The following is a 15,118-nucleotide window of genomic DNA, read 5'->3' as shown; positions in this document are numbered from 1 at the left end:
CTGCCAAGACACATTTTTTTGCTAATTTACTCACTGATTTCATAAAAGTAGTACTCTGATTTTAATATAAACTGAAGTACTTAAGATTATACACAAATGCCAAACATAACTAACCAGCAGCCTCAAGAACAAACACTACACCGGGCGCGCACTCTCCTACAGGTGCTGGTGCAGCTTGCGAAGCCGACACACGGACTAGTGGTAGCCCAGACAGACGGACATGTTTTGGCTGCAAATGAACATATTGCTAAGTATCAGCAGAAAAATTCTGTTTTTAATCATACCAAACGGCTGCCAGACCTGTTAGGCATGACTCAGGATGACTTTGCCCACCTGATGGTCAGGCTGATGAAGCTGAGCAAGGTGGAGGGGGATATTTCTGCAAGTGAAGAGACAGCTCTTAGCACAAGTCACTTCAGCTGCCGCCTTATTGATTTTCAAGGAGAAAGCTATGTCTGCGTAGAGTTGTCGGGCATAGGGCAGCCATCCACATTGATTCCTTTCGATGGAGAAAGTTATCATAATGTATTCGAGAAAAGTGTAGAACCTCTGTTCATACTAAACTACGAGGGGGAATTCATTGATCTTAACCTAAGCGCTTCAAAATTAGCGAAAAGAAGCAAGGAGAGCCTTATCGGAAAGTCCATTTACAGCAGCTTTGGCTTAAACTTATTTGAGCGTGTGTCGCTTAGGAAACAAATAGTACAGGCTTTCAAGGGTAATCCGCAACGCTTTGAGTGGTGGATCAGGGAGGATGACAATGAGCTACTTCCGGTAGAGATATCGCTGCAGGTAGGGATATTTCAAAATGAACAGGTAATCTTTGGCTGTGTTAAGAACCTCTATGAAATTGTGGGCTCTGAACAGGAAGTACGTTTTCGAAATCACCAACTGGAGTTTGTTAACCAATTAATAACGAACCTGTCAACCTCCGATAGCCAGCATGAGGTATTACACTATACCCTGAATGAACTGTTGGATAAAAGCGATGTTACCGGTGGTTGTGTTTACACTTATTGTGCTGCCAACAATAAGCTTTCTCTCTCATATTCTGCCGGTGAAGTTGATACGGCACCGTTACCTGAAGAGCTTGAAATCCAGCCGGATCTTATTAAACGCATACTTTCCAATGAGAAAAGGAAAGCTCTTACTGATACGCGTAAAATTTTAAAGAATAGTTTAGGAAGAAAGCTTTCGCTGGTTCCGATTCTAACTGATAAGGAGGTACTTGCCTTTATCCTTGTGTGGCCTAGTGACAGACCCCGCATGACACAGTCTTTCGTAGCCTTACTGGATTTCATTGGCAGTGCCATCGGCAACTATATTTCACGACACCAGCTTTTACACCAACTCTCTCTATCTGAAGATAAATATAGACTCCTTTTTGAATCTTCGTATGACGCCATCCTGATGTTTAAAGATGGAGTTGTTGTGGAGTGTAACGAAAAGGCATTGGAATTCTTCCGATGTACCCGAGAGGATTTGCTAGGCCATGCCCCCCTTGATTTTTCTCCGGAGTTTCAACCAGACGGAGCACATTCTGTAGAAAAAACCAATAAGTTGATGGAGGAGGTACTATCAACCGGGCAATCTATTACATTTGAGTGGCAGAACCGCAGGAAGGATGGAACTCTTTTTTTTACCGAAATCAATGCAAATAAGATAATCATTGATGAGGAAGAATATGTCCAGGTATTCAAGCGTGACATAACACAGCGTAAGCTGGCACAGCAGGCAAAGCGACGCGAAGAGGTTGTGCAGGAATCAATGCAGCAGTTCAGAAACTTCCTGGAGAAGGTAAACCTGATCTACTATAGCCTGGACACTGAAGGAAATATTGCCTACGCAAACGATTATTTCCTTACCTATACCGAGTATACCCGCGAAGAACTGGTTGGCAAGAACTTCTATGAAGTTCTGGTACCTGAGCAGGACCGGGAGCAGCGCTGGCAGGACTTTGTTCGTTCTCTCGAAACGAGGCACCTGAACACTTACTACGAGCGCGATATCATCACCAAGTCCGGACAGCTGAAAACGATCCGCTGGAACTGCATGTTCGAATATTCGCCAGATGGTCAGCTAACAGGAATTACGAGTGTTGGTAAGGACATGACCGACAAGCGTATAGCGATGGAGGCCCTAAAGGATAACAAAATTCGTCTGCAGGACCTCTTCGACAACGCCCATGACCTTATTCAGAATATCTCCGTTGACAACAAATTCATATTTGTAAATAAAGCGTGGAAAGAGAGACTTGGCTATTCAGACGAGGATATTGAATCACTCTCCCTGAACGATATTGTACACCCTTACTATAAGGCAAAGCTGATCTACCAGCTCCGAAACCTGTACAAGGGTGAGAATGTGAATAAGATAGAAACTGTATTCCTGACAAAGGCAGGCAAGCCGGTACACTTGATCGGTAGTATCACCTGTAGCTGGCAAGACGGCAGACCTGTCGCCACACGGGGTATTCTGCATGACATCACTGACCGTATCAAGGCTGAGCGCTTGCAGAAGGTTTATTATAGTATCGCAAACTTAGCTATTAGCAGCAAAGACCTTAACTCCCTTTACTCGGCCATACACCGGGAATTGAGTAAGATCATCGAAACCCGCAATATATACATTGCTCTTTGTGATGAAGAAAGAACAAATCTACACTTCGTTTACCTTGTAGACCAGTATATAGATAAGGCCACTAAAAGGCAGTCTCACCGACCATTTTCTGTAGGTTTATCAGAATATATTATAGCATCCGGCAAACCGCTTTACATGCAGAAGCAAGAGCTGGTCGAATTAGCTGAGAAAGAAAACTTTATTATACATGGAGCCATTCCGGAAGTTATACTTTGCTCTCCCCTAGCTATTGGCGACAGAATTATTGGTGTAATCACGCTCCAGGACTACCAAAACGCTGATGCGTATGTGCACACAGATATTGAGATTCTGCACTTTATCTCAAACCAGGTAGCCCTTGCTATTGAGCGGAAGCGTAATGAAGAGCAAATCAATACTCAGAATGCCAGGTTGAATGCTATTTTTGAGAGTGGTACGCATCATATGTGGTCACTGAACCGCAGGTATGAGCTTACCTCTTTTAATCAAAATTTTGCCAGCACCTTCGAAAACCGAAATAACTTAAAGCTTCTCCCTTACACGCGCCTGGACAGCAAGAATATGCTGGAGCTTCATGAGAACTCCTATGATTACTGGAGAGAGAAGTATAAGCTTGCTTTTGAAGGAAACCCACAGCACTTCGAAGTGCATCTTAAGAATCCGGAAGGATGGCGTGAAGTCTATCTAAACCCCATTTATCTGAGTGATGGCACTTTTGAGGAGATCTCAGGTATAGCCCTGGATATAACAGACAAGAAAAAATCGCAGCTGGCTCTTGCGGAGAATGAAGAGAAGTTCCGCCACGTGTTCGAGTCATTCCAGGACGTTTATTACCGCGCATCCATGGACGGCACTTTGGAACTGATAAGTCCATCTATTTATAACCTGTTAGGGTATAGAGAAAATGAAGTAATAGGCCAAAAAACTAAAATTTTCTATGCTGATCTTAATGATAGAAATAACATTATAGACCTTGTGCTCCGCAAAGAAAGCATCCGTGACTTTGAGCTTGACATGGTTCATAAGGATGGTCATGTTGTCAATCTTTTGATTGATGCCCGCCTGGCCTATGATAATGAAGGCAACCCTGTAGCATTGGAAGGGGTAGCCCGAGACGTATCGGAACTGAAGCGTACGCAATGGGAGCTTCTCAAAGCTAAAGAAGAGGCAGAGAACCTTCTGAAAGTAAAGACGCAGTTCCTTGCCAATATGAGCCATGAGCTCCGTACACCGATGAATGGTATCATTGGTATGATAGACCTGCTAAACCAGGTCAACACCGATCCGGAGCAAAGTGAATATATCGACACGCTGCGTAAGTCATCGGATGCATTACTGGCCATCCTGAATGATATCCTTGACTTATCTAAGATACAGGCTGGTAAGCTGGTGATTCATGAAAGTGGCGTAGACCTTCATGAGTCGCTGGATAAAATATACAGCCTGTTCGTAAACAGGGCACAGCAGAAAGACCTGAAGTTCACTTATTCTATCACACCAGAAACTCCGCGGTATATCATTACCGATGAAACAAGACTGCTACAGGTCTTTTCAAACCTTACCTCCAATGCTATCAAATTCACCAACTCCGGTGAAGTGAGTATTAGCGTGGACAGTGTCAAACTAAAAGGAAATGATTACCAGCTACAGGTACGGGTAAAGGATTCAGGAATAGGTATCTCCCCGAAAGACCAGGTGTTACTGTTTACAGACTTTACCCAATTGGACAACTCCTCCACTAAAACATTTGGAGGAACCGGCCTTGGCCTGGCTATTTCTAAGCAACTTACACAACTGCTTGGCGGGGATATAGGCGTAGAATCCATACCAAACGACGGTAGTGTGTTCTGGTTTAACATCAGGGTCCGGAAGGCCAATGAGAAAGAGGTAAAAGAACAACTGAAGCGGCAGCAAACAGAAGTGAATGAGTATAAAACTCTTTCTAACAATCCATTCGTGCTTCTCGTTGATGATAACCAAATTAACCAGAAGGTCGCCTGGAAGCAGCTGGAGCGTTTGGGTTGCCAGATAGATGTTGCCTCTAATGGCTTTGAGGCCATAGACTTTGCAACCTCCAAGAGGTATGATATCATTTTTATGGATATACAGATGCCTGAAATGGATGGTATAACGGCTACAAAACACATCAAGGAGAAGCTTGGCACCAACTGCCCTCCTATTGTGGCCATGACGGCTTATTCCATGAAAGATGACGCTGATAAGTTCATGAACCAGGGAATGGATGATTACGTCTCTAAACCTGTTAAAAGTTCTGACCTTTATAGCATGATCACGAAATGGGATGTGAATTTTACTGCAGCAACAGAGGAGGAAGAGGAGGAAGACAAGAAAGAAGAAAATACTTCCCCAGCCCAGGTGATCATTGATAAGAGTGTGGTTGAGCAGTTGCGCATGATAGGTGGAGAGGATTTTACGAAGCAACTGTACTCAGAATTTGTGCAAGAAGCCGCAGAGCTGCTCGAAGAGGCCAAAAAAGAACTACAAGAACAACATTACAAAAGTATTTTGAGTACATTGCATCAGCTAAAGGGAACCGGCTTTACCCTCGGTATTAACCCACTGGCTGAAGTTGCAAAGCAGTTGGAGCACGATATCAAGCACGATCAGTTTGAAAGTGTAAATGAGAATTTCGTGAAGCTGCTGGAAGAATACGAAAACTACCGAAAAGCATATAAAGACATTATCATTTAGTTAACAAACATGGCAGATAAAACTATCCTGATTGCAGAAGACAGTTCTGTAATCCTGAACCTTACCAAAAAGATCCTTGAACTTCAGAATTATAAGATTCTGACAGCTAAGAACGGTGGCGAAGTGATCAAGCAGGTTGAAAACAACAAAATTGATGCGATTCTCATGGACCTCAACATACCTGTGAAGAGTGGTATGGACTGTACACGTGAGATCCGTGCGCATAAAGACAAAGACATTGCAAATATTCCCATCATTGCAGTAACAGGCAATGCCAATAACTACAGCATGGAAGATTTTAAAGAGGCTGGTATAAACGATTACCTTCCTAAGCCCCTGGACTTCGATGCGCTTGTACTAACCGTAAAGAAATACACGGCACAGTAAAAATGGAGCTGAAGTACACGCGGCCATTCCTGAATAAGCTGGAGGATATTTTTGCAGAGTCGGATTTTGTGCTGCGCTACGAAAAAGGCAACTTCAAAGCAGGCTATTGTGTGCTTAAGGACATGAAAGTGGCTGTAGTAAATAAATACTTTAGCCTGGAAGGCAAAATCAATTGCTTATATGATATTCTGCGCACTATTTCAGTAGATGAAAGCCAGTTGAGCGAGAAGAACAGACAGCTTTATCTGGAGATCTGTAATCAGGAAAAAGGCAATTGAAAATTACATTCTTAGGCACGGGCACCTCGCAGGGCGTACCAGTTATCGGGTGCAGTTGCGAGGTGTGCCGTTCTGTAGACTACCGAGATAAGCGCCTGCGCGTATCGGTGCACCTGCAAGTACGGGATAAAAGTATCATTATTGATTCAGGTCCTGATTTTAGACAGCAGGTTTTACGAGAGCGCATCAAAAAGCTGGATGCTCTTGTATTTACACATGAACATAAAGATCATACTGCCGGTCTTGATGATATTCGTGCCTATAATTTTTCTCAGCACAAAGACATACCTCTTTATGGAGAGGAACGCGTTCTGGAGCAACTTAAGAGAGAGTTCGCCTATATTTTCGCGGATTTCAAGTATCCGGGTATTCCCCAGGTGCAGCTCCATCCAATTGATGAGGAACCGTTTGAAGTAGAGGGGATTCCTTTCACTCCTATCCGCGTAAAACATTTTAAGCTACCTGTATTAGGCTACCGGGTCGGCGACTTTACCTATATCACGGATGCAAACTATATCTCTGCAAAGGAGATTGAGAAAGTGAGAGGTTCAAAGGTAATTGTGTTGAATGCCCTTCGGAAGGATCAGCATATTTCCCATTTCTCCCTCCGGGAAGCTGTTGCCTTACTTGAAGACCTGCAGCCGGAACAGGCTTACCTGACACACATCAGTCACTTATTGGGCTCGCACCGTGAAGTAGAACAAGAACTTCCGGATTTTATCAGGTTGGCCTACGACGGACTACAGATAGAAGTATAAGTGCACCAGAACTACTATTTCCTAAAGCAACTTACTAGATCCCTGAAAGCCACACTTACAGGAATGCAGGTTGTAACGGCTTTCAGCCAGAATAAATATGAACTGGTTATCGGGTTTGCCAATGGCGAAAAGGAGCAGTACATCCGAGCACTTCTGAGTCCTCATTTTGCCTCCCTTTCCTTCCCTGAAACATTCAACAGAGCCCGTGCCAACAGTGTGGAACTGCTCAGGGAAATGCAGGGTAAGATAGTAGAGGACGTAGTGCAGCATACAAACGAGAGGAGCTTCTACCTGAAACTCAGCGATGGTATGATGCTGCTTTTCAAATTGTTTGGCACCCGGTCAAACCTTGTTCTTTACCAGCACGAGGAGGCGATAAACCTGTTCCTGCACAAATTCAGCGCCGATATGGAACTGGACCCGCTAAACATGGACCGGTTACTGCAGCAGAATTATGAAGCTTTTGCCGCAGCTAACGGCAACCTCCGCAAAATTTTCCCCACCTTCGGCGATGTTCCTGCACTGTACCTGGAGCAGCGGAATTACAGTCAGTTACCTTTGGAACAACAGTGGGAGTTGGTGCAAAGTATGTTGGATATTCTGGAGGCTCCGGAGCAGTATTATATCATCCGGCTGGAAGGCAAGCTACGGCTTTCGCTGCTACCAATTGGCGAGGTGGAGCAAACCTATTCAGATCCCTTAGAGGCATTAAATGCCTATACCCGCTTTTATCTATCTGAAACAGGTTTTGATCGCCAGTATTCACAGGCTAAGCAGCAACTGGAGCGAAAGCTTCATGTGACGCGAACAGTACTGGAGCAGTCAGAGGCTAAGCGAAAGGAGCTACAGCACGATCGTTCTTACTCCCAGACTGCCGACGTAATCATGGCCAACCTGACGAATATACCGCCAAGGGCTACGCAGGTTGAGCTGTATGATTTCTATACTGATCAAAACCGGACTTACCAGCTAAAGCAGTCTGAAACGCCTCAGAAATTTGCGGAGCGTTTGTACCGTAAAGCAAAGAACCAGCATTTGGAAGTTAAGCAACTGGAGGAAAAAGTAGAGCGGAAACTAGAGGAAGTTATTGTGCTGGAAGATGCCTTACAGGCTTTAGGAGAAGCAACAGACCCTAAAAAACTTAAAAACTTTCTCCGGGAGTATACCCACCTGCTTTCCGGCAAAAAACAAGCGCAACAGGAAATACCATTCCGAATATTTGAGTCAGAAGGATATAAGATTCTGGTAGGGAAAAGCGCAAAGAACAATGATATTCTTACACAGCGGCATACATACAAAGAGGATTTGTGGCTTCATGCAAAGGATGTGTCCGGCTCCCATGTGGTAATAAAACATCAGGCTGGGAAAACCATTCCGACTACCGTTCTTGAAAAAGCTGCACAGTTGGCGGCGTACTACAGCAAGCGCAAAAGTGACTCCCTCTGCCCTGTGATGTATACGCCTAAAAAGTGGGTACGAAAACCAAAAGGATCAGCCCCGGGAGCCGTTGTTGTAGAGCGTGAAAAGGTAATTCTGGTGAAGCCGGAAAATCCTTTTGAAAAGAACCGGTAATATTCCGGAGGTAGGAGAAGAAAATGTGCGCACGGGGAGATTCGAACTCCCACACCCGAAGGCACCACCCCCTCAAGATGGCGTGTCTACCAATTCCACCACGTGCGCAGGTAAATATGATTGCAAAAGTAAAGAGCCACTTTGAAATATGCAACACTACGGAGGTGAAGCTTCTATGCCTGTATATAATAATCCAAGAGAATATTTATAACTCTCTGGTTACCTTTCTACTGCAGCACCCGATACTGCATTTTTTATAAAAAATTAAATATTAAACGGCCTTAACAGAAACCATATTATGGCTTATGCTTGTTCTAAAACATAAGAAAGGAACCCTTTTGGCAAAAGTTTTGCAGGCAGAGCTTGTTTAACAGTTATCACCCCCTTTAACTAGGACTTTTTAAAGTGTATTCTTAACTTTATACTAGTATGGTTGTTGTAACTATATCGGTATAATTTTTTTAGATATCAGAGCATGAGCGTAGAGATCAGTGGACTAACGAAGGCATTTGGCAGAAAGCAAGTTCTCCAGGACCTTCACTTATCAATTGAAAAAGGACAGTGCTATTGCCTTTTAGGAAAGAACGGAGTTGGAAAAAGCACTTTCCTGAACTGTATCCTCGACCTCATTAAGCCTGATTCTGGAAGCGTATCCATCTTTGGGCAAAGTTATGCGCAGCATTCACTTGCTGTAAAGCAGAAACTGGGTGCTCTTTGCGAAGACAACCCCCTGATTGAAGAATTTACTGGTCTGGAATACCTAAACTTTGTCGCTAAGCTGTATAAGTTGTCTCCAGCAGAAGCTGAGGAACGTATCAGCAGTCTAACGAATTACTTTTTTACTGATCAGGAATCGCTGCAGAAGAATATAGCTGGCTATTCAACCGGGATGAAGAAAAAGGTAGGGATAGCAGCCGCCATACTCCATAAGCCGGATTTACTGATTTTGGATGAGCCCTTCACTGGTCTTGATCCGATTGCAGCACAGCTACTTGTAAAGCTTATACGTAGCTATAGTAATCCTAACCGCGTTGTGCTTATCTCTTCTCATGATCTGAATTACGTGGAGAAAGTAGCTACCCATATTGGAGTATTAAATGATGGCCGGTTAATTTACAACGGCTCTGTTCAGGAGTTCACGATGAATGGTGAAAACCTGATCGACCAGGCACTATTCCAACTGTTGCTGCCTCACCACCTAACAAAAGAAAGCAACATTGACTGGATGCTAAATTAAAGGGGAGCAAGTGCAGAGAGCCTTTCTCTTCCTTTTAATTTTATCTTCTACTCAGGCCCTCAAAGTTAAATTTGTTTAAATGGATCTAATCATATTTTCCTGCCAGGCACGTGTTGCCAGCTTTTTCAGGCAGAAGAAACTACAACGCGTACTGTTGCTGGCTTTAGGTATAGTTGGCTCCGCGTTTTACAGCTGGCTTTTTTCCTTTTTACTCCATAAAGCTTATGAGGGGGGTATAAACCCTGGTGTACAGCAAGTGCTTCAGTATGCAAACCTGTCTCTGCTGGCTATTGTGATTCTCCGAGGTTTCTTTCCGGCTTATATTCCTAAAACAGAGATAGTGCAGCGAATTTACCCGGTAAGTGCACTGCAGAAATTCTGGACAGAATTTATTGTGGAACTGGTTTCACCCTTCTACTTTATTCTTCTCAACTTCCTGGTGCTGCTTTTCCTGATGTCGCCGGAGTATACATTCCAGCATTTGCTTCAAAGTACGCTGGTGCTGTTTACAGCACATGTAACGTTACGTTCTTTGCAGGTATTCGTAGAGCGTAAAATGCGTTGGCTGCACAGCAACTTCATAACAGCTGCTGTGCTTGCCGGAGGCTTTATGGCCTTGCAGGCACGTGTACCCATGTTTACAGCCTCTGATGAGTGGTTGTATCTGATAGTACACCTTTCTAGCTTAGGGGCTTTAATTGCTTCTAATTTCTTTTTAGAACAGGCCGCAGCAGAGCCGCGCCTTAAAGAGGTTAGTTACAGCCAGAACTCCCGCCGCAGCTTGGCGTGGAGACTGTTTAAAAACCATAAACTGGCCCGGCAAATCATTATTTTTGGTCTGGTATTTAAAGGCTTTTTCCTGGGTGCTGATGCACTGTCCTTCACCAGGGATGGGATACATTTATTTGAAAAGAGCTTTACCCTATGGTTATTTGTAGGCCCCATTGTTGTTTTCGCCTATGTTTTCAATAATGTGTGGGGTTTCTATAAAAACCTATGGCTTACGATAGAGCGCACCAGCGGCAGCTATAGAGATTTCTTAAAAGCTAGTTTGTTGCCACTACGTGTGCCCTTGCTCATGGATGCTGCACTCACATTCGTATATGTTGCCTTCTTTAATCACGATAATGTGACGTTCATTGTCATGATGTACATTGGATCAGCCTTGTTGTTGACCCCTTTCAGTATCATTGCCTCTTTTGTTAGCCCGAAAGCTGTTAAGGGAGGATTGTTTAGTTTTGATGCAAAAGTGAGTTACCTGTTTAATTTTCTGGCCATGGCACTGTTTGCAATGATGTTCCTGCCACTGCTTCACCCTTTGCTGTACCTCATCTACCCTGTCCTGATCGGGGGTGTGTTCTTCGCACTAACTGCAGTGATGAAAGAGTATCCAAGGTATAAGTACCAGTTGTTCGAAACGCTTTACAAAGTAGAAGCTTAAGAGGTCATTGCCTGATTATCTGTCCATCACTCATCTCTATAATCCTGTCTGAATTTTCAGCGAAATCCGGATCATGAGTAACAGCAATGATGGTTTGGTTAAAGTTGCGGGATAGATCTTTTAGAATATCAAATACTACCTGGCTATTTGCTTTATCTAAATTACCTGTAGGTTCATCTCCCATAATAACCGCAGGATCATTTATCAGCGCCCTTGCTATAGCAACACGCTGCTGCTGCCCCCCTGATAGTTTATTAGAGGCTTTTAAGGCCTGCTCCTCCACACCAAGCAACCGAAGCTTTTCATAAGCTCTCTCCTCTGTTTCTTTTTTACTGTACTTACCCAATTTAAGCGCAGGAAGCATTACATTCTGCAAAGCGGTGAATTCCGGCAGCAGGTAGTGAAACTGAAAGACAAAGCCAATGTGCTCGTTCCTGAATTTTGCAAGTTGGTTCTGTGTTTGCCCGGTTAGCAGTTGTCCGTTGATCTCCAGTGTACCGTCATATTCAGTGTCCATAGTGGATAGGATATAAAGCAATGTACTTTTCCCACAGCCCGATTTGCCTACTATTGTCAGAAACTCACCAGAATTAATCTCAAAGTTAATATCCTTTAACGCCTGAAACTCTACCGGCTCGTGAAAGAACTTATTAATATGGCTGGCTTTCAGTATAGTGCTTTTCATTTTAGCCTCTCAGGATGCTAACAGGGTCTATTTTGGATGCACGCTTCGCCGGGAAATAACCAGCCAGCACCGTAGTCAGAATACCAAAAACGATACCTGACACATAAAACATCGGATCAAAATTAACCGGAAAGGTATCAATACTCATAAAGTCACCTGCATCAAAGGGTGTAATAGAGAGCAGGTACGACAGCACGAAACCTAATAACAAGCCCACAACCCCACCTATCACACCGATGAATATAGCCTGTAAAAGGAACATGTGCACGATATCCCGACCATCAAAACCTGTGGCTTTAAGAATGGCAATATCCTTCATCTTATCGTAGATGGTCATACTCATGATATTATAGATGCCGAAGCCAGCAACAATAAGCAGTGTAGCTACTACTACATATGTCATTACATTTCGGATAGTAAAGCTGACAAGTATACTTGAATTGGCGGTCTCCCAGTCCTCTGCTTTATAGCCATACATGGATTGAAGCTTTGGCGCAAGTGCCTTTGCCTGCTCCAGATCTGTCAGTTTAATGTGAATATCTGTTATGTAGCGCGGATCCTGTTGCAGCACCTTCTGTACAGTTGAGAGACTGGCATAGCTACGCATGTTATCAATCTCGCCTATACCTATTCGGAAGGTTCCAACTACCTTCAGAAGGATAGTATGCCCCTTTGGCGTGGCTACCGTTACCCTGTCCCCCACACGCACATTAAGTTTCTCTGCCAACCCCTCTCCCATCAATATCCCATCGGAAGAGGTCAGTAATGCTTCCAGCGAGCCAGACTTCAGTTTAGACCCCAGGTCATAGAGAGCATCCTCATCAAAAATGTTAACCCCTACCAGTACTCCTGTTAATTGGGTTGGGCCATAATTATAAAAAACCTGGGAGGTAAGTTGTGGGGAGACTCCCAGTATTCCAGGCTCTTTCTTTATTTGTTCAGCAATGTGCAGACCACTCTTTAGGTTAAGCTTTTCATCTTTCGGCTTTTGGTGGTGCACTACATTCATATGCTCCTCCCCGGGTTTCACCTCTTCCAGAATGCTGCTCCGGCTTGTCTCAATATCGTTGTAGATGCGGATATGAGGCATGGAGGTAAGCATGGTATCTTCCAGAAACTTATTCACGCCAGTCATAAAACTGACCATAAGAATGAACATGGCTATACCGAAGGTTACACCCAACGACGCAATCGTAGTTTGCCTTGCTTTAGCAACTAAGTGGGTGCGGGCAATATTGGCAGCTAACTTCAGCGACATGCTATCGTTCTACAATAACTGAGTTAGTGTCCAAGCCACTCAGCACCTCTACCAGTTCAAAATTTTCCATACCTTTCTTCAGCTTCACCTTTTCTACATCTCCATTGCGTTTCACGAGCACGCTATCCTGCCCAACAAGGTACGATTTAGGTATGGTAAGGACTCTCGCGCGCTCACTGACGATGATATTTGCTTCAATGTTCAGGCCGTAGAAGATTTCCGGTTTCTCCTCTATAAATTCGGCATCTACCCTGAAGGACTGATCAGCGGTGATGAGCCTGGGGTATACTTTTGTTACGCGCGCTTTGAAGATTTTATCAGGATATAGGTCTACTTTAACCAATACCTCCTGCCCACGCTTTACACGGGCTATATCAAGCTCATCCACCAGCAAGCGCAGGTACACATTGCTGGCATCGCCTAACAGAGCTACAGGTTCATTACGCCGAACCAACTCCCCCTGCTCTTTATACAGATCGTACACCAATCCATTTATGTTGCTCCTGATATTGTAATTGGACTCGTCCTTTAAATTAATTTTATACTGGCTTTCCGCGTTTTTAAGCTCCAGGTAAAGTTGATTCCGAACATTCCGGTAATTACTCTGCCTTGCGGCATATTCCTGCTTCGATAGCTCATAAGCCAGTTTCCGCTGATCATACTGCGCTTTGGAAGTAGCATTGGCATTAAGCAAGTTTCTATAGCGGACATACTGCACAGAGTCATTCTGCATTTTAGTTTTAGCCGCCTCCAGCCCTGCCCTTAGTTCCTGCATCACAGGCGAGTCCGTATTATAGTTTTCTCTTGCCCTCCGGTAGGCTTCTGTAGCACTTTCTAGGCGGGCATCGGGTATATCGCCCTCAATACTCATCAGGGTTTGCCCTACCTGCACCGTATCCCCCTCCTCCACGAGCATGGAAGTGATCACACCATCCGCATTAGTGGACACGATGTATTCATTATCGGGATAGATCTTTCCGGATGCATATACAGCCTCTGTCAGTTGCCGGTAAGAAGGGGAAGTCGTTTGCTCCTGTGGACCACAGGCAGCAGTAATGAAAAGCAGAAGAACTAAAAGCCTGGCAATACATTTATCCATAGTTCAATGGCTTTGCAGGTGCTTTAGTTTTATTTTATTCTGGCTACAGCCAACCTAGCCGTACAGCAAGAAAGATACACCTATATAGCAACAAAATACCCTTTGGTTTAAAAATAGCAGTAAAATGTAGTAATTATACGAGAAACAGGATAATTATCCTGCTGAATATGTCTTAAGCAGACTTACAAGGTCTACTTTTCCAGTAGCACAAAGCAATTATTCAGTTGGCATAAGGCTAAGCAGGTCAAATACATCTGCTTCTAAATTTGCCTGCACCTCTAATATGAGCGATACTCTCCCGGCTATGGGTTTTACTTCCTGCACTCTTACCTTTTCTACTTTACCCACCAACTTAAATCCCTTCAGTTCAAGCCCCTTATCCAGAAGCCCATTCGCTTTTTCTAGCTCCTTTGAGATTGTTTCCCTTAGGTTAAATCTCGCCTTTTTTATGATTTGGTTATAAGCCACTTTATTTGCCAGCACTTCCAGGGCTGTGTTATAAAAGCCGCTGGAGGTTCTGGATTCCAGGTTGAACTTCTGTACAAACAGTTGCTCTGCTTCATTGTCATAATCAAGAGTGGCAAGTACAAACAAATCTACCTGATCCCTTTTTAACACCGTCCGGAGTATACGCATTTTAATGGCAAGTATGATATCATTAGCCCCAGCACTGCTCTTTGCGACCCCTACATCCAATATCTGGGCATAAGGAGTGCCTTCATCAGGCCTAGGTATATACTCCCCTACCATCTGTTTCTTAAGCACGTCTTCCAGTGCAGGATAGGTAATAGCTACAGGTAGTTGAATTCTTATTGCGTTCTCCATAGTTAAAGTGAGAAGGAAGGATATAGCTGACAGGACCTTCTTCTATGTGAAAATCTTTCTTATTCTGGTATGTATAAGGTGACTAAAGGCTGCAATGTATTAACTTAATCAAAGCGCCACTAAACTAAAACAATAAAAATTAGATCTGACTATCAATTTTAAAGAGTTAAAGCATTTGATTGGGCTCCTTTCAATGCTCAGCATCTTCTATAAATTTGCACTGGGTAAAGAAACTTTTTTTCATAAA

11 protein-coding genes and 1 tRNA gene are annotated in these 15,118 nt (G+C 43.8%); 7 read left to right on the top strand and 5 right to left on the bottom strand.

What is annotated here, in order from left to right; genetic code table 11:
* Positions 1–96 precede the first annotated feature (96 nt).
* From ACFSRY_RS14185 to ACFSRY_RS14165, 5 genes are all read left to right on the top strand, one after another.
* On the top strand, positions 97–5,331 hold the full coding sequence (locus ACFSRY_RS14185) for a PAS domain S-box protein (protein WP_377508907.1): 5,235 nt from the start codon (positions 97–99) through the stop codon (positions 5,329–5,331).
* A gap of 9 nt (positions 5,332–5,340) precedes the next feature.
* The gene (locus ACFSRY_RS14180) at positions 5,341–5,718 is read left to right on the top strand and encodes a response regulator (protein WP_377508904.1); all 378 of its coding nucleotides are present in this window, start codon (positions 5,341–5,343) and stop codon (positions 5,716–5,718) included.
* 2 nt (positions 5,719–5,720) lie between these two features.
* On the top strand, positions 5,721–5,996 hold the full coding sequence (locus ACFSRY_RS14175; RefSeq protein ID WP_377508900.1) for a hypothetical protein: 276 nt from the start codon (positions 5,721–5,723) through the stop codon (positions 5,994–5,996).
* Positions 5,993–6,754, top strand: a complete 762-nt coding sequence (locus ACFSRY_RS14170; RefSeq protein ID WP_377508898.1) for an MBL fold metallo-hydrolase — start codon at positions 5,993–5,995, stop codon at positions 6,752–6,754. The genes ACFSRY_RS14175 and ACFSRY_RS14170 overlap by 4 nt, the downstream gene beginning before the upstream one ends.
* Before the next feature lie 63 nt (positions 6,755–6,817).
* Positions 6,818–8,326, top strand: a complete 1,509-nt coding sequence (locus ACFSRY_RS14165) for an NFACT RNA binding domain-containing protein (RefSeq protein ID WP_377508895.1) — start codon at positions 6,818–6,820, stop codon at positions 8,324–8,326.
* Between the two features lie 26 nt (positions 8,327–8,352).
* Here ACFSRY_RS14165 and ACFSRY_RS14160 read toward each other — a convergent pair.
* A tRNA-Leu gene (locus tag ACFSRY_RS14160) sits at positions 8,353–8,434 on the bottom strand.
* Between the two features lie 367 nt (positions 8,435–8,801).
* Here ACFSRY_RS14160 and ACFSRY_RS14155 point away from each other — a divergent pair.
* Both ACFSRY_RS14155 and ACFSRY_RS14150 read left to right on the top strand, forming a co-directional pair.
* Positions 8,802–9,563, top strand: a complete 762-nt coding sequence (locus ACFSRY_RS14155; RefSeq protein WP_377508892.1) for an ABC transporter ATP-binding protein — start codon at positions 8,802–8,804, stop codon at positions 9,561–9,563.
* 79 nt (positions 9,564–9,642) lie between these two features.
* Positions 9,643–11,004, top strand: coding sequence for a hypothetical protein (locus ACFSRY_RS14150; RefSeq protein WP_377508888.1), 1,362 nt, complete (start codon positions 9,643–9,645; stop codon positions 11,002–11,004).
* 4 nt (positions 11,005–11,008) lie between these two features.
* Here ACFSRY_RS14150 and ACFSRY_RS14145 read toward each other — a convergent pair whose 3' ends face one another.
* The 4 genes from ACFSRY_RS14145 to ACFSRY_RS14130 form a co-directional block, all read right to left on the bottom strand.
* Positions 11,009–11,689 carry an ABC transporter ATP-binding protein gene (locus ACFSRY_RS14145; protein ID WP_377508885.1) on the bottom strand — a complete coding sequence of 227 codons (681 nt, stop codon included), beginning with the start codon at positions 11,687–11,689 and terminating at the stop codon, positions 11,009–11,011.
* Between the two features lies 1 nt (position 11,690).
* Positions 11,691–12,947 carry an ABC transporter permease gene (locus ACFSRY_RS14140; protein ID WP_377508882.1) on the bottom strand — a complete coding sequence of 419 codons (1,257 nt, stop codon included), beginning with the start codon at positions 12,945–12,947 and terminating at the stop codon, positions 11,691–11,693.
* Between the two features lies 1 nt (position 12,948).
* Complete coding sequence (locus tag ACFSRY_RS14135) at positions 12,949–14,046, bottom strand: efflux RND transporter periplasmic adaptor subunit (RefSeq protein ID WP_377508879.1); 1,098 nt, start codon at positions 14,044–14,046, stop codon at positions 12,949–12,951.
* A gap of 216 nt (positions 14,047–14,262) precedes the next feature.
* Entirely contained in the window at positions 14,263–14,871 is a 609-nt protein-coding gene (locus tag ACFSRY_RS14130) for a DUF4403 family protein (protein ID WP_377508876.1), read from the bottom strand.
* Between the last annotated feature and the right edge of the window lie 247 nt (positions 14,872–15,118).

Source organism: Pontibacter locisalis (genome assembly GCF_042684605.1).
Taxonomy (GTDB): domain Bacteria; phylum Bacteroidota; class Bacteroidia; order Cytophagales; family Hymenobacteraceae; genus Pontibacter; species Pontibacter locisalis.
The sequence above is the reverse complement of the archived record's forward strand: the minus strand, read 5'-3'. Positions and strand labels throughout refer to the sequence as shown.

Coding starts and splice junctions, on each gene's coding strand:
- ACFSRY_RS14165 (WP_377508895.1), top strand. CDS start 6,818: ATGCAGGTTGTAACGGCTTTCAGCCAGAATAAATATGAACTGGTTATC.
- ACFSRY_RS14150 (WP_377508888.1), top strand. CDS start 9,643: ATGGATCTAATCATATTTTCCTGCCAGGCACGTGTTGCCAGCTTTTTC.
- ACFSRY_RS14145 (WP_377508885.1), bottom strand. CDS start 11,689: ATGAAAAGCACTATACTGAAAGCCAGCCATATTAATAAGTTCTTTCAC.
- ACFSRY_RS14180 (WP_377508904.1), top strand. CDS start 5,341: ATGGCAGATAAAACTATCCTGATTGCAGAAGACAGTTCTGTAATCCTG.
- ACFSRY_RS14185 (WP_377508907.1), top strand. CDS start 97: ATGCCAAACATAACTAACCAGCAGCCTCAAGAACAAACACTACACCGG.
- ACFSRY_RS14130 (WP_377508876.1), bottom strand. CDS start 14,871: ATGGAGAACGCAATAAGAATTCAACTACCTGTAGCTATTACCTATCCT.
- ACFSRY_RS14140 (WP_377508882.1), bottom strand. CDS start 12,947: ATGTCGCTGAAGTTAGCTGCCAATATTGCCCGCACCCACTTAGTTGCT.
- ACFSRY_RS14175 (WP_377508900.1), top strand. CDS start 5,721: ATGGAGCTGAAGTACACGCGGCCATTCCTGAATAAGCTGGAGGATATT.
- ACFSRY_RS14155 (WP_377508892.1), top strand. CDS start 8,802: ATGAGCGTAGAGATCAGTGGACTAACGAAGGCATTTGGCAGAAAGCAA.
- ACFSRY_RS14135 (WP_377508879.1), bottom strand. CDS start 14,046: ATGGATAAATGTATTGCCAGGCTTTTAGTTCTTCTGCTTTTCATTACT.